Annotated in this window: 14 protein-coding genes; 9 read left to right on the forward strand and 5 right to left on the reverse strand. The window is 45.7% G+C overall.

The features are described from left to right. The first annotated feature begins 9 nt into the window (after positions 1–9). The 5 genes from greA (at position 10) to AC5JPY_RS03085 (ending at position 5,990) form a co-directional block, all read left to right on the forward strand. A complete protein-coding gene (gene greA / locus AC5JPY_RS03065; protein ID WP_057760725.1) occupies positions 10–486 on the forward strand; it encodes a transcription elongation factor GreA in 477 nt (158 codons plus the stop codon). A 551-nt stretch (positions 487–1,037) separates the two neighbouring features. Further along, the gene (locus AC5JPY_RS03070; protein ID WP_493852080.1) at positions 1,038–1,940 is read left to right on the forward strand and encodes a hypothetical protein; all 903 of its coding nucleotides are present in this window, start codon (positions 1,038–1,040) and stop codon (positions 1,938–1,940) included. Positions 1,941–2,244: 304 nt separating this feature from the next. Further along, positions 2,245–3,513, forward strand: a complete 1,269-nt coding sequence (locus tag AC5JPY_RS03075) for a putative DNA modification/repair radical SAM protein (protein ID WP_493852081.1) — start codon at positions 2,245–2,247, stop codon at positions 3,511–3,513. Between the two features lie 90 nt (positions 3,514–3,603). Next, positions 3,604–4,476, forward strand: coding sequence for a TIGR03915 family putative DNA repair protein (locus AC5JPY_RS03080; protein ID WP_493852082.1), 873 nt, complete (start codon positions 3,604–3,606; stop codon positions 4,474–4,476). A gap of 149 nt (positions 4,477–4,625) precedes the next feature. Then, positions 4,626–5,990, forward strand: coding sequence for a glycosyltransferase (locus AC5JPY_RS03085; protein WP_493852083.1), 1,365 nt, complete (start codon positions 4,626–4,628; stop codon positions 5,988–5,990). A 132-nt stretch (positions 5,991–6,122) separates the two neighbouring features. Here the strand turns inward: AC5JPY_RS03085 and AC5JPY_RS03090 are convergent, their stop codons facing one another. The 3 genes from AC5JPY_RS03090 to AC5JPY_RS03100 form a co-directional block, all read right to left on the reverse strand. Continuing rightward, on the reverse strand, positions 6,123–7,565 hold the full coding sequence (locus AC5JPY_RS03090) for an APC family permease (RefSeq protein ID WP_493852084.1): 1,443 nt from the start codon (positions 7,563–7,565) through the stop codon (positions 6,123–6,125). 292 nt (positions 7,566–7,857) lie between these two features. Then, positions 7,858–9,117, reverse strand: a complete 1,260-nt coding sequence (gene gabT, locus AC5JPY_RS03095; protein WP_493852085.1) for a 4-aminobutyrate--2-oxoglutarate transaminase — start codon at positions 9,115–9,117, stop codon at positions 7,858–7,860. Between the two features lie 136 nt (positions 9,118–9,253). Next, on the reverse strand, positions 9,254–10,717 hold the full coding sequence (locus AC5JPY_RS03100) for an NAD-dependent succinate-semialdehyde dehydrogenase (RefSeq protein ID WP_493852086.1): 1,464 nt from the start codon (positions 10,715–10,717) through the stop codon (positions 9,254–9,256). Positions 10,718–10,938: 221 nt separating this feature from the next. Here AC5JPY_RS03100 and AC5JPY_RS03105 point away from each other — a divergent pair, with 221 nt between their 5' ends. Further along, positions 10,939–11,709 (forward strand): IclR family transcriptional regulator, encoded by a 771-nt coding sequence (locus tag AC5JPY_RS03105; RefSeq protein ID WP_493852087.1) that lies wholly within the window; start codon positions 10,939–10,941, stop codon positions 11,707–11,709. A gap of 50 nt (positions 11,710–11,759) precedes the next feature. Here the strand turns inward: AC5JPY_RS03105 and AC5JPY_RS03110 are convergent, their stop codons facing one another. Then, positions 11,760–12,968 carry a CaiB/BaiF CoA transferase family protein gene (locus AC5JPY_RS03110; protein WP_493852722.1) on the reverse strand — a complete coding sequence of 403 codons (1,209 nt, stop codon included), beginning with the start codon at positions 12,966–12,968 and terminating at the stop codon, positions 11,760–11,762. A 205-nt stretch (positions 12,969–13,173) separates the two neighbouring features. Next, positions 13,174–14,358, reverse strand: a complete 1,185-nt coding sequence (locus tag AC5JPY_RS03115) for an acyl-CoA dehydrogenase (protein WP_493852088.1) — start codon at positions 14,356–14,358, stop codon at positions 13,174–13,176. A gap of 191 nt (positions 14,359–14,549) precedes the next feature. Between AC5JPY_RS03115 and AC5JPY_RS03120 the strand changes: the two genes are divergently transcribed. The 3 genes from AC5JPY_RS03120 (at position 14,550) to AC5JPY_RS03130 (ending at position 18,280) form a co-directional block, all read left to right on the forward strand. Then, a complete protein-coding gene (locus AC5JPY_RS03120) occupies positions 14,550–15,377 on the forward strand; it encodes an IclR family transcriptional regulator (protein WP_493852089.1) in 828 nt (275 codons plus the stop codon). A gap of 157 nt (positions 15,378–15,534) precedes the next feature. Further along, the gene (locus tag AC5JPY_RS03125) at positions 15,535–17,358 is read left to right on the forward strand and encodes an FMN-binding glutamate synthase family protein (RefSeq protein WP_493852090.1); all 1,824 of its coding nucleotides are present in this window, start codon (positions 15,535–15,537) and stop codon (positions 17,356–17,358) included. Between the two features lie 109 nt (positions 17,359–17,467). Continuing rightward, complete coding sequence (locus AC5JPY_RS03130) at positions 17,468–18,280, forward strand: phosphodiester glycosidase family protein (protein ID WP_493852091.1); 813 nt, start codon at positions 17,468–17,470, stop codon at positions 18,278–18,280. Positions 18,281–18,407 lie beyond the last annotated feature (127 nt).

Genomic DNA, 18,407 nt, shown 5'->3' on the forward strand with positions numbered 1-18,407 from the left:
GGAAAAAACATGCAACGTTACCCAATGACTCCGCAAGGACATGCGGCTTTAGAAGCCGAATTAAAACAGTTAAAAAGTGTCGACCGTCCACGTATCACAGCATCGATTGCTGAAGCACGTGAACATGGCGATCTAAAAGAGAACGCTGAATACCATGCTGCTCGCGAGCAACAAGGGTTTTGTGAAGCACGTATCCGTGATATCGAAGCCAAACTTGGTGGCGCTCAAGTCATCGATCCTTCAACACTACCAAAAGAAGGTCGTATTGTCTTTGGTGTCAGCGTCGTGATCGAAAACATGGACACTGAAGAAGAAAAGCAGTACAAAATCGTTGGTGATGATGAGGCTGATTTTAAAGCAGGTAAAATCTCAGTCAACTCACCAATCGCGCGCGGTCTGATTGGTAAGTTTGAAGGCGATGAAGTACGCATCGAAACCCCAAAAGGTGTGGTTGAATACGAAGTCATGAAAGTTATCTACGATTAATCATACGCTCTGAATGGCAGGCAATTTAAGCAGTACATTATTAGTTAAGGCTTTATACTGCCAGACAATAAACATTTACTTTGTAAGTAGCCGCTCGATTCAATTGTAGACATTTTTCATCATCATAGATGCGATTTTCGATCTAGTGCATGTCCTCAATGCAACCCATGTCATAACGAAAAATGACATTACGCATTGATAGCATTTATACCGCTTTGGTTACACAATGCAGCTTTTATACATGATTTGTTTTGGCGCATAATTATTTGAGTTTATGAGTGCGCCATTATTGTGATATTGAGCATCGTTGATATTGAACACAGTCGACGCTACGTCACATCTATGAGCTTTCGAATAAGTTCATACTGCGTTGCTCATTACTCAAGATAATGATGGTCTGATCATAGACACCGGCTATCGTCAGTACTGATACCCTCGTTATTTGGCATACTTTGTGGTGTCAATTGGCGGGGGTTTCGCTTATCTGGGCATTATTTATTGCTGCTTTACTTACTGCTACTTTGTTTATTGATACTGCTAAGGAGTCTATTATGACCATGAGAACTTATATACCAACAGCGCTAACCAACACTGTATCTGCCATATTCGCAGGTACGATACTTGCCGCCTCTTCAGCACATGCTGCGCCTGAAATCGCTATCAGCTCATCTGCAGGCAGTAGTACCACGGTGGTTGAGCAATACTCCAATGGTCAAACAGCCACTATCACGGCAACACCAAACGGCATCACGATGCAAGATGGTATGCCTTATGCGGTGACGCAGGTCACAAACGTGCCACGCTATGTCGTTCGCCAAGGTGCCAACAGCGCAGTCATCACTCAAGGTAGCACGACGGTGACAAGCGTACCCGTGACCAATCGGATGACCAACAGTGTTACTAAAGTAGATGTCATCGCCACACCTATCAATACCGTGACACAAGTATTACCTGTAACCAGAGCCACTCAGCTACCAGTCATAAACGCGCCAGCGACAACCGTCATTACCAATCAGCCTACAACGAGTCAAGTAACTACGACTACCTTAGACACCCTGCAGTTGACCCCTACGTTTAGTACGCCTGGTGTCGTAAACGCGAACACCAAAGTGATGAAAATCATGAAAAATGGTACTGGCCGTGAAGTCGCTGTGCCTGCCAATCATATTGCTCCAGGTGATGTCATTGAATATCACACCACCTATACCAATACCACAGCGCAGCCCGTTAATGATATTAATGCTATGATCTCACTCCCTAGCGGCGTGCAGTTGGTATCGTTGAATAGCCCGCTACCGACACTTGCCACCATTGGCGGCGACACCTATCAAACCATCCAGCAAGTTGGCAATACGGTCACCATACAAGAAAATTACTCTGGTTTGAAATGGAACTTGGCAAACCTTAATGCCAATGGCAATCAAACCGTTGTCATACGTGCGAAGGTTCAGTAAGTATCTGCCTCGACTATAGCGTATGTTTTTTATACGTATCGCTCTAAAACAGGTCTTGAATGTTCAAGACCTGTTTTAATATATGACTCTTCTAATATTGGCATGGTATAACTGGCTCTTAATCCTCTTTCCATAATTTACATCAATCAGTATTGATAATTATACCCATCACCTCCCTCCTAATCCCATTGTCGTATACGACACTATCTGTCGTGTTGTTTCATTAATTTTCCTATTAATACAATGACTTAATACATATTTTGGTAAAATAGTCGTTCATTAATTAATTGGTAATAACCGACTTATGGCAAACATCAATTATGAAAGATTACAGGGCAAACTTAATATTTTGGCCGATGCAGCAAAATACGATGTGTCTTGCTCATCCTCGGCTGGTACGCGTAAAAATCAAGGCGGCGGTTTAGGCGATGCCTCAGCCACTGGTATTTGCCACAGCTATACCGAAGACGGTCGCTGCGTCAGCTTGCTAAAGATTCTGTTGACCAACCACTGCATTTATGACTGTGCGTATTGCACCTCACGTAAAAGCAACGACACCCCGCGTGCGGCGTTTAGTGTCGAAGAAGTCGTGGACTTGACCATGCAGTTTTATCGTCGCAACTATATCGAAGGGCTGTTCCTGAGCTCTGGTATCTTCAAAAATGGCGACTATACGATGGAGCGACTAGTCGAAGTTGCCAAACTCCTACGTACTCGTGAGCGTTTCAACGGTTATATTCATCTAAAGACCATACCTGGTGCATCAAAGGAACTGCTGCTAGAGGCAGGACTCTATGCTGACCGACTGAGCGTCAATATCGAGATTCCGACCAAATCAGGATTGGCTTTGCTTGCGCCAGAAAAATCACATGAGCAATTAAAAGCGCCGATGGAAACGGTTAAAGAAGAGATTATCACTATCCGTGAGAGTCGTAAAACCCACAAAAAAGCACCTAAATTTACGCCCGCAGGTCAGACCAGTCAAATGATTGTTGGGGCGAGTAATGAGACCGACTTACAGGTGATACGGCTATCCAGTCATTTTTATAAAACCTATGATCTAAAGCGTGTCTACTATTCAGGTTATGTACCGATGCTCTCTGACAACCGATTGCCTGCAATTGGTACTCCTGTGCCTATGGTGCGAGAGAACCGCCTATATCAAGCAGACTGGTTAATGCGTTTTTATGGGTTTGGCGCGCACGAGATTGTCGAGCCAGAGTCACCATTCTTGGATTTAGATTGTGATCCAAAACTGGCTTGGGCGATACGTCATCGCGAGCATTTCCCAGTCAATATTCAAACAGCGACTTATGAGATGATTGTACGTATACCAGGTATCGGTACCAAAACTGCCAAGAAAATTGTGAAGGCGCGTCGGTTTAACCAATTGACCCTACATCACCTAAAAAAGATGGGCGCTGCGGTCAACCGTGCCAAATACTTTATCGCCACCACTGGCAAGAACGAGCATTTGGCTCACTTGACGCGCGATAATTTTCGTCAATATGTACTGGCACAAACACAGACCAAGTTTAAAGATCAACGTAGCGGACAGTTGGCTTTGTTTTAGATAGTGTTTGCTAAAAAAATAGCCTTTCCGCTACGGTATTTATGATGGTTATTTGCGATAACTATTTACCATAAAAATGTAGGACCAACCATGTCAGCACTTATGCAAAACGACGCTTACGCTATCGGTCAGTTAACGCCTAGTATCGTGCTATATGAACCAAGTTTTGAGGGGTGGCTCAGTGCGGTATTTTATGTCTATGCCAACCGATTGCAAAACGACATTTCATTAAAGCTCACCGCTCAAGACTGTTATGTGCCTTCCTTAATAGCGCAAGCGACTAGCGTTGCTATGGATGAAGGCAACGCTGAGCGCGTGTTGGTAAAGCTAAATACGTTGCTAGGACGCTCTGGTATGCGCAATCTTTTATGGGGGTTCTTGTCGGAGAAGGATGATATCGGTACGACGTTGTTTCGTGTGGTCAAGTATGCCATCGATTACCCTAGCCGTCAGATCATACAAGATTTAGGTCATTTAGACGTTCTAGAGTTAGCACAAACGGTCAAGTCGGTCGGGCGCGAAAAGCATCGTATGGAGGCATTTGTACGCTTTGAGCACACGACTGATGATATCTATTTTGCGCGGGTCGAACCTGACTTTAATGTATTGCCACTGATCGGAGAGCATTTTCGCCAACGTTATCAAGATCAACACTGGGCAATCTATGATCTGACGCGTGGTTATGGCATTTATTATGATAAAAGTAATAGCACGCCTACTCGCCCTGCACCGCTACAGACCATTACTGATCTTGACGATGCTGTACTACGCAATCCTGCCAGTATTCATAGCCCTGATGAGCAGCGCTATCAAAAATTTTGGCAGGGTTATTTTACCAACGTCAATATCAAAGAGCGCAAAAACTCCAAGCTACATAGACAGTATCTCCCGCAGCGCTATTGGAAGTACTTGAGCGAGAAGCAAGTACTGCCCAATGCTGAACATTTACAAAAGCGTCGTTAGTAAGTTTTAGCGTGTCAGCCAAGACAGGCATACTGATATATCTTGAGAAACCAAACCTCTGAGTCATCTTTGTATCTTGATGGTTGAGTTTTAATCGCTTTTAACTGACAATAGCAGCTCAATATTCTTAACCGGTGACCAACGCTATTATGAAGATTATGCGCTTACTGTCGTCTTTGAAGCATGATGAATCCGAGCGCGGTATTTTTCACCTTGGGCGTGCATTGGTCAAAAACGAGCATACCTCTATCATCGTCTCTAGTGCAGATGAGAGCAATGATCTGGTCAGACGGCTCAAGCGCGATGGTAATATCTATCATCAGCTACATATGAATAAAAAGTCTTGGTTGTCATTGCTGCAAGTCTCAGCACTACGGCACCTGATCGAAAAGTATGAACCTGATGTTATTCATATACATTCGCGTACCCCTGCATGGATACTGCATTTAGCGCTGCGACGTGCACGAGTTAAGCATTTCCCAAAGCTGGTCTCCACCATGTATGGGTTCTACCCCATCAATAAGTACTCCCAAGCGCTACTCAATGTCGATACCATTATTACCGTATCTGATAGTGTCACCCAATACCTACACAAAGGCCTGCGCCGAGAAGATGTAGACCCAAAAAAAGTCGTACGTATCCATCGCGGCATTGATACTCGACGTTATCCTTATCGGCACAATCCTTCGGTCTATTGGCTACGTCATACGTTTGCCGAATATCCTGAGCTTGAGCATAAGAAGTGGCTCGTTTTTCCAACAGTTATCGGAAATGAGTATGGTCAAGAGTGGCTGATTGATATTTTGGGCAACCTGCAAGAGCAGTTTCCCAATATTCATGTCATTATTATGGATGATGATTATAGAGATGGTGATGTCATTCATGAAGACTTTCGTCAGCGTACCAATAGCTTGGGACTCTCTGAACGTATTACCTATGTGGGCAGCAAGCGTAATGATATGCGCGAATGGCTCTCAGCCGCCAACATCGTTATGGCGCTTGCCAACGAACCTGAATCAATTGGTATCAACGCCCTACAAGCGATCCACTTGGGCACACCTGTGATTGGTTGGGATCAGGCAGCCTTTAGTGAAATCCTACAACCGCTCTATCCGCAAGGACTGGTCAAAAAACACAATGCTAACTCGTTATGCAAAGCTGTACGCAATCAGTTAGAGAGTGTGACTCGTCCTGAAATGACCAACCAATTCACGATGCGTGAGATGATCGAAAAAACGCTTGCAGTCTATCAAAGCTTACATGAGGCGGCGATAGCAGAAGAGCAAGCCAGAGCCGATGCAATCGCCGTACGGCGAATCAAAAAAGCCCTTAAAAAACCTGCCGTTGGTGCAGCGGTGAAGCATGTCGAGCCTATTCCTAAGCGCCCTAAAGTCAAACTGATCAAGAAAAAATCATATACAGCTGAAGCAGATGCAGTAGAAGCAAATAAAGTAGAAGCGTCGTCGAAAGTAGACATAAACCCAGAAGTCCTTAAAGACGATGAGAAGTCATAAGCTGATCATGATAGTGTCCTTACGCACAAACTCATTTATAATGATTTTAAGAGACATGGTTATTTAATTGAGTAAACTAAAAAAGCCTAACGTTTGACGTTAGGCTTTTTTATATAGCGAATTCAGATACAACTAGTTTTTATATGGGTTTTCTTTTAGCCACTGCTGGTTAGCAATTTTTAGTTCATGTAGTTCATGATCCATGATCTCTTTACTCTTGCCAGGGTTTTTCATAGTAGCATAGCCATATAATGCAGCCCCTAAAACTGTCCAGCCAAGGAAGATCCACCACTCAATAGCGACGAGTGCTGACGGCATACCTGGTAAGTAGAGTGCCAGCATACCCAGACTAAGCAGAATAGTAATGACGCCAACCAATTTACCCGCTGGTACTTTAAACGGACGTACCATATTAGGCTCGCGGTAACGCAGCACTAAGAATGAAAGCGCCACACAAGTATAGGCGATGACGATACCGAATCCGCCCGCATCCACAATCCATACGAGCATTTTACGACCAAAGAGTGGCGCTAGTGTTGCAAGGCCACCGATCAACAAGATGGCATTGACTGGGGTGTTGTACTTAGGATGCAGTTTGCATAAGAACTGCGGTAGCATATGCGTTTTACCCATCGCATATAGCAGACGACTACCACCGATAAGAAACGCGTTCCAGCTTGACAAGATACCAAGTACACCGCCAATAACCAGTAGCGTACCTGCCCATTTACCATTCCAAGCATTGGTCATCGCATCAGCGGTTGCCAATGTTGAGTCTTGCGCTTGTAGTAGTGGCAAGGTTTTGCCCACACTCCAGGCGACAGCAACGTACCAAAGCACGGCGATGATAATAGACACAATCAAGAACTTGCCGATATTTGGACGAGATAGATTGATTTCTTCTGCGGCTTGCGGAATGACGTCGAAGCCCACAAACAAAAACGGTACCATTACCATTACCGTCATGATGCCGCCTATACCACCGATAAAGTTAGGCGCTTGTACGGTAGTAGAGGTCTCAGTATTAAACAATAATGCCCCAACGAACAGTAATATACCGACAAGAAAAATACCTACGACGGCCAGCTTTTGAAACCAAGCACTGACTTCTAAACCGCGTATATTGAGCCATGTGACAATCACTGAGCCGAGCATACCGACAGCGACCCATGTAGCATAGACATCCCAGCCAGCGATATTCCAGAGATAGCCTTGGCTATAATTTGGAATGATATACTCAACAACGGTAGGCAATGCGACCGCCTCAAAAGCCACGACAGAGAAATAACCGAATAAAATACTCCATGAACAAATAAAGGAAATGTTTACTCCCAAGGCACGGTGGGTATATGTATGCTCACCTCCCGTGATAGGCATGGATGCAGCCAACTCAGCATAGGTCACACCGATGAGCACAACGACCAAACCACCGATTAAAAAGGCACTGATGGCCCCCCATATGCCTGCCGAGATGATCCAACTGCCTGCCAGTACTACCCAGCCCCAACCAACCATCGCACCGAATGCCAGTGCAATGATGTCAAAAACACCTAACGATTTTTTTAATTCAGACATAACCTACTCCTTGTCTGTGTGTCATCCGTGTACGCCTTTTATAGCTACACTATTTCGATTTATTGGGATAAACCCATCATATTTACTGGTTTGCCCAGACCTTATCGTTTGATATTTTCTAATATTCAAAAAACAAAAACGGCGTCTTGACTGGCAAGACGCCGTTCAGAAACACACCATAAGTGAGTGCTACGAGGGCAGCCTTGCCGTTATCTTAAATATAACTTTTTGACCAAAATCCGTGTTTTGTCAAAAGCGATCCATCGCTACAGTAAATGACACTCGGTAACTATTAAGCCGTTAGGATATCTTTGATGATATCAAGACCTTCTTGTAGCACTTCATCTTCAACCGTCAATGGCACCATGACGCGAATGGCATTGCCATACATACCACAAGACGCTAATAGTAGACCTTTTTCAAATGATTTTGCTTTTAGATTGGTAGCGGCTGCGGCATCAGGCTTGCCTTCGCTATCAATCAATTCAAACGCTAGCATAGCGCCTTTATAGCGGATATGACCGATACTGCTTAGGTTCAAACCTTTTAAGAACTCAGCGATGGTATCGCCAATCTCCACACTACGCTCTAGTAGGTTTTCTTCTTCAATCACATCCATGACAGCAAGCGCAGCCACACAGGCGAGTGGGTTACCAGAGTACGTACCACCCAAACCGCCAACTTGCGGGGCATCCATGATATCAGCACGGCCGATGACCGCAGAGATAGGATAACCACCTGCCAAACTCTTTGCAGCGGTCATCAAGTCAGGCTCAACGCCTAGCTGCTCAGTGGCAAACAACGTACCTGTACGGGCAAAACCACACTGTACTTCATCAAAAATAAGCACGATGCCATGCTCATCACAGATTTCGCGTAGTGCCTTGGCAAATGATGGTGTCACCTGATGGAAACCGCCCTCGCCTTGGACTGGCTCAACAATCATTGCGGCCACTTCGCTAGGGTCGATATCTGCTTGGAAGATCATATCAAGGCTATGTAGCGCTTGCGCTTCTGTCACATTCAACTCTTCTGCAGGGAACAGCGCATGGAACACAGGTCCTGGCATTGGGCCGAAGTTCTTTTTGTATGGTAGTACTTTACCAGTCAAGCTCATGCACATCATCGTGCGACCATGCCAGCCACCGACAAAAGAAATTACGCCTGGACGACGGGTTTTAGCACGCGCAATCTTGATGCAGTTTTCGACCGCTTCTGCGCCAGTGGTCAAAAAGAATGCCTTGGTATCGCCGCTGATTGGCGCTTTTTCGCACAGCTTTTCTGCCAAATCCACATAGCACTCATAGTTGATCATTTGCGCCGCAGTGTGCGTAAATTTGTCGAGCTGCTCATGCACACGCTGGGTGATTTTTGGATGGCTGTGACCAGTATTCAATACTGAGATACCACCGACAAAGTCGATATAACGCTTGCCTTCGATGTCCCAAATTTCTGAGTTCTTTGCACGTTCTGCAAAGATAGGAAAGGCAACCCCAAGTCCTGTTGGTAAAACAGCTTTGCGGCGCTCAAGTAATGATTGATTGGTAGTCATGGGAATGTCCTTTTCTGTGTTCGTAACATAGATGCCATCTAGGGATTGGCGGTTTGTAGTAAGGGGTGACTTAATTCATACGTGTTGACTATCGAATGGCACCTTTTTCACGGCACCAAAGATATTCAAAACTTTGTTAGCTGATATCAGAGCACCAGTATTTGGTCGTGATATAGTCTTCGATACCGTATTTTGAGCCTTCACGGCCAAAGCCAGATTGCTTCACACCGCCAAATGGGGCAACTTCTGTAGAAATCAAACCAGTGTTGTGGCCGATGATGCCGTACTCCAGACCTTCGGTCACGCGCCATGAGCGGGCATAGTCACTACTATAAAAGTAAGCGGCCAAGCCATAAATCGTATCGTTAGCAGCACGGATAACTTCTGCATCGTCTTTGAATGTGAAGATTGTCGCGATTGGTCCAAAGATTTCTTCAGACGCAATGTCCATATCACTGCTGATATCAGTGATCACGGTTGGGTTATACGTCAGTTCTGAGGCGTCATTGACACTACCGCCAGTAACCAGTTTGGCACCTTTGTCTAGAGCATCCTTGAGCAGGGCTTGTACTTTATCCAATGCTTTTTGGTTGATTAGCGGGCCAATATCGACGCCCTCTTCCAAGCCATTGCCCACTTTTAGCGCAGCGACTTTTTTGACAAAAATCTCTAAGAACTCATCTTTGATACTGTCCTGCACGTAGACACGGTTGGCGCACACACAGGTCTGACCTGCATTACGATATTTGGAAGCGATGAGACCTGCAGCAGCTTTTTCAAGATCGGCATCATCAAAAACGATAAATGGCGCGTTGCCACCCAGCTCTAGTGACAGCTTTTTAATCGTTGGTGCACATTGCGCCATCAGCGTACGACCGACTTCTGTCGAGCCAGTGAATGACAGCTTATGAATACGAGCGTCGCCCGTTAGGATTTCGCCAATGGTTGATGATTTACCTGTCACGATTTGTAGTACGCCTGCAGGAATACCTGCTTGCTCTGCTAATGCACCCAAAGCTAATGCTGAGAACGGTGTCTCGGTGGCAGGTTTGACGATAATCGTACAGCCTGCTGCCATTGCGGGTGCAACCTTACGTGTGATCATTGCTGCTGGGAAGTTCCAAGGAGTGATAGCGGCGCAAACACCGACTGGCTGCTTGAGCACAACGTGGCGAAGCTGGGTACTGTTGGCAGGAATGACATCACCATAAACGCGCTTGCCTTCCTCGCTAAACCAGCGAATAAAGCTATTGGCATAGCCAATCTCGCCACGTGACTCAGTGAGCGGCTTGCCTTGCTCAGCGGTCATGATGATTGCAAGATCTTCTTTATTGGCATCGATAAGATCTGCCCACTTTTGTAGCAACTCTGAGCGTTCTTTGGCAGTTTTTGCAGCCCACTCTGCTTGTACTTCATGGGCATAAGCAACGGCTTCATCGACATCGTCAGTCGTGAGACTAGGTACTGTACCGATGAGCTCGTCGTTGAAAGGATTGTTGACATCGAGTGAGGCGTTATCGCTAGCAGCATGCCAGCCGTCTTTGATGAAACAAGATTGTTTGAGTAAGTCTGGATTTGATAACTGTAGCGTATTTGACATATTGACGCTCCTTGTCATATAGGTGGTATGGTTATAAGAATGGATATAATCGTGAGTAGTAAATACTTATTGATAAATTTATTATTGTTCAATATACTGAACACTTATTCTATATACGAGACGTCATTATAAGAACGATAAGACGCGATTTGCAACCTTTAATCTCATTATTTTAATAATTACCTTGTATTTTTCTTTTATTTCACTGTTATAGGTTACTTATGAACTCAACTGCCGTGCCTGCATTAGACAAAACGTTTCAGATTTTGGATTTGATTACCGATAGCTCACAGCCACTCACTGCGGCTCATATCGCAAAAGAGCTTGGGCTACCGCGCAGCTCCACCCACAATATTTTGCAGAGTCTGCTGACCAAGCATGTCATCTATAAAGATACTGACAGCCGCTTTCACCTTGGCTCTTATTTGATGTATTGGGCAGGTAAGTATGAGCAGCAGCAGGGTGTTGTACAGCTATTTAAAGATTTGATTGTGCAGTATCCAGTGCTCCTTCAGCACACGGTCACGTTGTCAAAGCTGGATTTGGGAGAAGTGGTGTTTTTGGCTTGTCATGAATCACCCGCCCCGCTTGGCTTTACGTTTCGTGCCGGTGTGCGCGTGCCTGCGGTATTCTCAGCAACAGGCAAAGCCATGCTATCTACATTGTCTATGGACAGTATCAAGTCATTGTATGAAGAAAAGTTTCCGGTACCTATGACTCAGCATGGGGTCAATAATTTTGCGGACTTATCCGCTGAGCTTGAGGCAATTCAAGAGAGTCGAATATCACTCGATGATGGGCAACTGCGTGATGGGATGTATTGTTTGGGTACTTATATCCGCAATGCGTCAGGTACAGCGGTTGCCGGTATGGCAGTGAGTTTTTTGCAAGGAGAGTATGAGTCTAAACGGTCTGAGGTCAGTGCGGTACTGATTGAATTGGCAGAGCAAATTGAGCAGTGCTTGGGCTTTAATCCTAACGCTGAAAGATAGCATTAGGATTGAATATCGGTGCAAAACTAAAAACAATCTAAAAAATGCTATTAAACAATACCGTCGGCTTTTAGCTTAGCAATCACCTCACTGTCATAACCCAAATCAGTAAGTGTGCTATCAGTATGTTCGCTTAACTGCGGTGGCGGCGTACGATAGCTAACAGGTGAGGCAGATAGCTTGATAGGATTGCCAAGGGCGCGTACTGGACTGCCCTGCTGAGCAAAATCAACCACCATCTCTCGTGCTTGTGCTTGCGGCATGGCCAGTGCTTCAGCGACATTATGTATGGCGCCGCACGGAATACCCGCCTGATCCAGCACCTCTAGCCAGTAAGTGCGCGGTTGCTTAGCGAATTGCTGAGTCAACTCACTGCACAGCAGTTCGCGATTGGCGACGCGTTGGGGGTTGGTCGCAAAACGCTTATCAGTATGCCAATCAACTGCGATCACATCGCACAGTTTGGCAAACTGACGGTCATTGCCGCAAGCTAGGATAAAGTGCTGCTCACCCTGACCGGCAAACACCTGATACGGCACGATATTGGGATGCTGATTGCCCAGTCTTGGCGGTATCTTATCTGATGCCAGATGATTCATACCGACATTGGCTAGCATAGACAGCGCACTGTCGAGCAACGCGACGTCTACGTGTTGCCCAGTGCCAGTATGTTGACGCGCCAATAGCGCCGCCTGAATACCTATTGTCAGCTGCAACCCTGCAAACAGATCAACCACTGCGACGCCAACTTTGTGCGGTTCGCCATCGCTAGGACCCGTGATACTCATCAGCCCTGACAACCCTTGAATAATATAATCATAACCCGGACGCGCCGCATCTGGTCCTGTCTGACCAAACCCTGTCAATGAGGCATAAATCAAACGCGGATGGTCTTGCTTGAGACTGTCATAGTCTAAGCCGTATTTTTTCAGACCACCAACTTTAAAGTTTTCGACCAAAATATCACTCTCAGCGATGAGCTGCTTAATAATGGTTTGTCCTGTTAGCGTTGTGATATCCACTGTCAGTGACTTCTTATTGCGGTTAATGGTCGCGTAATAAGCGGAGGTATCGTCACTGAATACTGGCGGTGCCCAGTGCCGCGTCTCATCACCAATGTGTGGACGCTCAACCTTGATAACGTCTGCGCCCAGATCAGCGAGCACTTGCGTGCAAGAAGGCCCTGCCAACACTCTCGATAAATCAAGCACTTTTATACCGTGCAATGCACCCTCTGGCATATTAGCTATATCAGTCATATCTGCCATGAAATTCCCTTACCATGTCGCGTATTTTTTGATTTTTTGATCATAGAGTTATTCTTCATGATGTAATTGCCAAGCAGTTAAATCATGAAGAATAACTGAAGAACGTACGCTACTGCTTATATATGCTTCGTAAAAAGCCAAGCAGCAACGTACGTTAGGGCATGTTCCAAATCTGAACGTTTAACTTAACATCAGTTTAAAAGAATGCTTGGATACCTGTCTGTGCACGGCCTAGGATAAGCGCGTGGATATCATGTGTGCCCTCGTAAGTATTGACCGCTTCCAAGTTCATCACGTGACGGATAATGTGGAACTCATCAGAGATACCATTACCGCCATGCATATCACGAGCGATACGAGCGATATCTAACGCCTTACCGCAGTTGTTACGCTTGATCATGGAGATCATCTCAGGCGCGACATTGTTCTCATCCATCAGACGACCGACACGCAGCGCGGCTTGTAGACCTAGACTGATTTCTGTCTGCATATTGGCCAGTTTTAACTGTACCAGCTGGGTGGCTGCCAATGGACGACCGAACTGCTTACGATCTAGCGTGTACTGACGAGCCGCTTTCCAGCAGAACTCTGCTGCGCCCATCGAGCCCCAAGCGATACCATAGCGGGCTTTGTTTAAGCAGCCAAACGGCCCTTTTAGACCACGAATATCAGGGAAAGCATTGGCTTCAGGAACGAATACTTTGTCCATGACGATCTCACCGGTGACTGATGCACGTAGCGAGAATTTGCCTTCGATCTTGGGCGCAGACAAGCCTGTCATGCCTTTGTCTAAAACAAAACCACGAATCTCACCAGCATCATCTTTTGCCCATACGACAAACACATCAGCGATAGGACTGTTGGTAATCCACATTTTATTGCCCGTCAGCTCATAACCACCATCTACAGCGCGCGCACGCGTTGACATCGATGACGGATCTGACCCTGAGTCAGGCTCAGTCAGACCAAAGCAGCCGACATACTCACCGGTAGCAAGTTTTGGCAGATACTTTTCTCTTTGCTCTTCTGTGCCATATGCCCAAATAGGATGCATCACTAGGCTTGACTGCACGCTCATCGCTGAACGATAGCCTGAATCAACAGCTTCTACTTCCTTAGCAATCAGACCATAAGCAACGCTGGACAAGCCAGCACAACCATAACCTTCAATCGTGACGCCAAGCAGACCCATTTCACCCATTTGACGCATAATATTACGATCAAAATTTTCATTGCGGTTGGCTTCAACAATGCCTGGCATTAGCTCTTTTTGAAAAAATTGGCGGGCGCTGTCGGTGACCATACGTTCTTCTTCGGTGAGCTGGTCACGTAATAAAAAAGGATCTTCCCAATCAAAGCGCGGGCTAGTAGATGTTGCCATGTGGATCTCCTTGATATCAGTCATCCTGACTGACGAATAGTGATTGATACATCATTTAATTTAACAAGTTATTGACTTCATTATTCCGCTGTGCGAAACTTAGTTTCATAATTTAAAACTATTAAAACAAACTTTTGCCACCCTGTAAACCTTTATCAAAAAATATCACCATTAAAAGAGATAGAAATGAAATGACAAAACCCTTATCGACAGCTACGCCACTACTAGAACGCATGCATGACGTCATGAGTCAGAGCAAAGAAGATAACGATCGCCAGTTTGTGATGGCACTAGGTCGTGGATTGGTCATCTTGGCTGCTTTTGAACATGATGAGCAACTCACCCATCAGCAATTGTGTCAGATGACAGATTTACCAAAAGCAACCATCACTCGCCTTATCCATACTTTGATTACGCTTGGGTTATTGCGTACGAATAAATACGGGCAATATCAATTAGGCAGTAGTGCGGTACGTCTTAGTGCGACTGCATGGAGTCGTCATGACATGGTGGCATACGCTGAGCCACTATTACGTCAGTTCGCTAGTGAAAATGAAGTATCAGTGAATCTAGCGACCGAAGTCGAAGGAGAAATGCGCTATCACGCCTGCTGTCGTAGCCCTGCTCGACTATCGGTCAACTTACAGGTTGGCTCCGCTGTACCCGTCACACGCACTGCCATTGGACGTGCTTTTTATGCGGTAAGCTCGCAAGCGAGACAGACGGTCATTATTAGCAATCTACAAGAGAATTTATCTGTTGAGGAATTCAACCATGCACAAAGCGCTCTATCTAGCGCAGCGGAGCATTATGAAAAATACGGCTATACCGTGTCTGATGGAGAGTTTTCTACTGACATATTGGCAGTCGCGGTTGGGGTATATGATGTCGCTACGGGGCAATACGCGTATTCGCTCAATGCCAGTGTGCCAAGTGCCAACTGGGAAGCCGATGAGTATGCTGCGATGATAGTACCAAAGTTACAGGTGTTGGCTGAGCGGATTGGTGACGGGGTTTAATTAGCTATGGGTGAAAGCCTGATAAAAATTGGCCTGATAAGATAGCATATGCAAGGCTGTTACCCATTGATACCGACGTCGCGACCTCATACGTGTATGATGTACGCGACAAATGTAAGCATCTTATCTATCCAAAGAACAACTATTGAGCCTCGTTATGCCTGAATCTCGCACCAACCTAAATCCTGAAGCCAAAACCAGCTCACCGTATTTTATCGGATTATTGCTGCGTTATAGTATGTTTGGGGCAGCCATCTGTCTACTATTAGCAGGATTGCTACTGATGCATGGCTGGCTGATTCTGATTGGCGGCTTAGGAGTTGCATTAGGCATTTATGATTTGACTCAATCCAAGCATTCAGTGCTAAAAAACTACCCAATAGCTGGGCATATTCGCTATGTATTGGAAGATTTTCGTCCTGAGATTCGTCAGTATTTACTTGAGGATGACAAAGAACAAGTACCGTTTTCACGCCAACAGCGTGCTTTGGTGTATCAGCGGGCAAAGAACGTCAGCGACACCAATGCGTTTGGGACCTTGGACAATCTCTATACTCATGGCAAAGAATGGTTTTTGCAATCTGCTATCAGTGCCCCACTAGAAAACAAAGACTTTCGCATCACGGTGGGCGGCGAGCGTTGTCAGCAGCCACACGACATGTCGGTATTTAATATCTCAGCGATGAGTTTTGGTAGTCTATCAGCGAACGCCATTATGGCACTCAATCAGGGTGCAAAAATAGGCGGCTTTACGCATGATACGGGCGAAGGGGCTATCAGTCCTCATCATCGTAAGTTCGGTGGTGATTTGATTTGGGAGTTGGGTACTGGGTATTTTGGCTGTCGTGATGTCGAAGGTAATTTTGATCCACAGTCTTTTGCCGAAAAAGCCATTGATCCACAAGTTAAAATGATCGAAATTAAATTATCACAAGGCGCTAAGCCTGGTAAAGGTGGCGTGTTGCCATCAAGCAAAATCACGCAAGAGATTGCGGATACCCGTCAAGTACCTACGGGTCAAGACTGTATCTCGCCCTCCTCGCACACTGCATTTAGCACACCGCGTGAGCTTGTCGCCTTTTGGCAACAGCTACGTGACTTATCTGGCGGCAAGCCTGTTGGTTTTAAGCTATGTGTGGGTCAACCTTGGCAGTTTATGGCAATTGTCAAAGCCATGATCGAGACGGACAACTATCCTGATTTTATTGTCATTGATGGGGCTGAGGGCGGTACAGGTGCCGCTCCCGTCGAGTTCATGGACAATGTCGGTATGCCAATGGTTGAAGGGTTTTTGCTCGTTCATAACACTTTAGTCGGTGCAGGTATCCGTGACAAGATCAAGCTTGGCGTCAGTGGTAAGATTGTCTCAGGTTTTGATATTGCACGCATGATTGCGCTGGGTGCAGACTGGTGTAACTCAGCACGTGGCTTTATGTTTGCGGTTGGCTGTATCCAGTCGCGCTCTTGTCACACCAATACTTGCCCGACAGGTGTGGCTACCCAAGACCCATACCGTCAACAAGCACTCGATGTCCCAAGCAAAGCAGAGCGCGTTGCCAGCTTCCACAAAAATACGCTAAAATCGCTCGCTAGCATCGTCGGTGCTGTTGGTTTACAGCATCCTAGCCAATTACAGCCTTATCATATCGCTCGCCGTCTCGATGATGGACAGATTAAGCTATTGTCCAAGTTTTTCTATTTTGCGGACAAAGACGCCTTGCTCGATCATAGCGCCCGTGCCGATATTTTTAATCAAATGTGGGTCATGGCAAACCCTGATAGCTTCTTAGCCAATAACGATGCGCTCATTGCTTATAACAAGGACTCACGTGATAAGGGTAAAGAGACAAGTGCGCCAACAGAGCATAGTACTGGATATAACGCTGAATATGACTCTGAACACTCGGATGCTACTAACGGCGGACAACTCATCGGCAATGTCAACAATACCTTTCGTAACTTCCCACCGACTGGCGATTGATAATTAATGATTAAAAGATGCTGATTATTGATAAGAGCCAATAAAAATTCGATATGCCAGCGAACCTTAGTAATCCCATACAACCACCCTGTTAAAAGACGCGTGATCGATGCCGACCTCTATTTTTACTCTATCGCTATCATTGGCAGTGCTTACGCTCAGCCTTAGTGCTTGTCAGCAAGAAGACACTGTTGTCTTGAGCACTGATACGGACAGCTGGTCTTGTCAGACAGCAGACTATCCCTTTACTTATAGCGTCTGCCGTGTGAATGCTAGCGCGTTGACAAGCACCCGTTATTCGTTACAGTTATTTTGGCAGTCCACCAATAGTGCTCAGCCGCTATTGACCTTTGATGGATTGTTGGCAGCATTACCAGAAGACAAAACCCTCAATTTTGCGATGAATGCCGGTATGTATGATGAGCGATATGCGCCGATTGGCTACACTATCATTGAGGGCAAAGAGGTCAAGTCACTAAACCTAAAAGAAGGTGGCGGCAATTTTCATCTATTGCCTAATGGGGTGATGTGGTGGGACAAAGCTGGCAACGTGCAAATCACCGAAAGTAACGTGTTAAATGAACAGCTAAACAATGGTGATGTGCAGCCTTGGTATGCGACGCAATCTGGCCCCATGCTGGTCATCAATGATGAGATACATCCGCAGTTCAACCCTGATAGCACCTCAGTCAAACTGCGTAATGGCGCAGGCGTCTGTACGGATGGCAGCATACAATTTGTCAATAGCGATGCACCTGTGACTTTCTATCAATTTGCAGAATTATTCAAGGATGAGCTGGGTTGTCCAAACGCGCTGTTTTTAGATGGCGGCATTGCCTCAGCGTTATATGCGCCTAGTATCGACAAACAAGACAAAAAAGAGATGGGCGTGATGATAGGACTGGTTGAAAACAAGAAATAGCCATAGTACTTATTATAAAATATGAACTTGCCATTTTTTATCACTATTTGTCACTCATTAAAAAAGCACTTAAGACTATAGCATCGTCTTAAGTGCTTTTTATTTTGCGCATACGAGCGTAGCAATA

The sequence above is a fragment of the Psychrobacter sp. H27 genome, from assembly GCF_059072655.1.

Coding starts and splice junctions, on each gene's coding strand:
- AC5JPY_RS03125 (WP_493852090.1), top strand. CDS start 15,535: ATGCCTGAATCTCGCACCAACCTAAATCCTGAAGCCAAAACCAGCTCA.
- AC5JPY_RS03080 (WP_493852082.1), top strand. CDS start 3,604: ATGTCAGCACTTATGCAAAACGACGCTTACGCTATCGGTCAGTTAACG.
- AC5JPY_RS03105 (WP_493852087.1), top strand. CDS start 10,939: ATGAACTCAACTGCCGTGCCTGCATTAGACAAAACGTTTCAGATTTTG.
- AC5JPY_RS03085 (WP_493852083.1), top strand. CDS start 4,626: ATGAAGATTATGCGCTTACTGTCGTCTTTGAAGCATGATGAATCCGAG.
- AC5JPY_RS03070 (WP_493852080.1), top strand. CDS start 1,038: ATGACCATGAGAACTTATATACCAACAGCGCTAACCAACACTGTATCT.
- AC5JPY_RS03075 (WP_493852081.1), top strand. CDS start 2,245: ATGGCAAACATCAATTATGAAAGATTACAGGGCAAACTTAATATTTTG.
- AC5JPY_RS03110 (WP_493852722.1), bottom strand. CDS start 12,968: ATGACTGATATAGCTAATATGCCAGAGGGTGCATTGCACGGTATAAAA.
- AC5JPY_RS03100 (WP_493852086.1), bottom strand. CDS start 10,717: ATGTCAAATACGCTACAGTTATCAAATCCAGACTTACTCAAACAATCT.
- AC5JPY_RS03115 (WP_493852088.1), bottom strand. CDS start 14,358: ATGGCAACATCTACTAGCCCGCGCTTTGATTGGGAAGATCCTTTTTTA.
- greA (WP_057760725.1), top strand. CDS start 10: ATGCAACGTTACCCAATGACTCCGCAAGGACATGCGGCTTTAGAAGCC.
- AC5JPY_RS03090 (WP_493852084.1), bottom strand. CDS start 7,565: ATGTCTGAATTAAAAAAATCGTTAGGTGTTTTTGACATCATTGCACTG.
- AC5JPY_RS03130 (WP_493852091.1), top strand. CDS start 17,468: ATGCCGACCTCTATTTTTACTCTATCGCTATCATTGGCAGTGCTTACG.
- AC5JPY_RS03120 (WP_493852089.1), top strand. CDS start 14,550: ATGACAAAACCCTTATCGACAGCTACGCCACTACTAGAACGCATGCAT.
- gabT (WP_493852085.1), bottom strand. CDS start 9,117: ATGACTACCAATCAATCATTACTTGAGCGCCGCAAAGCTGTTTTACCA.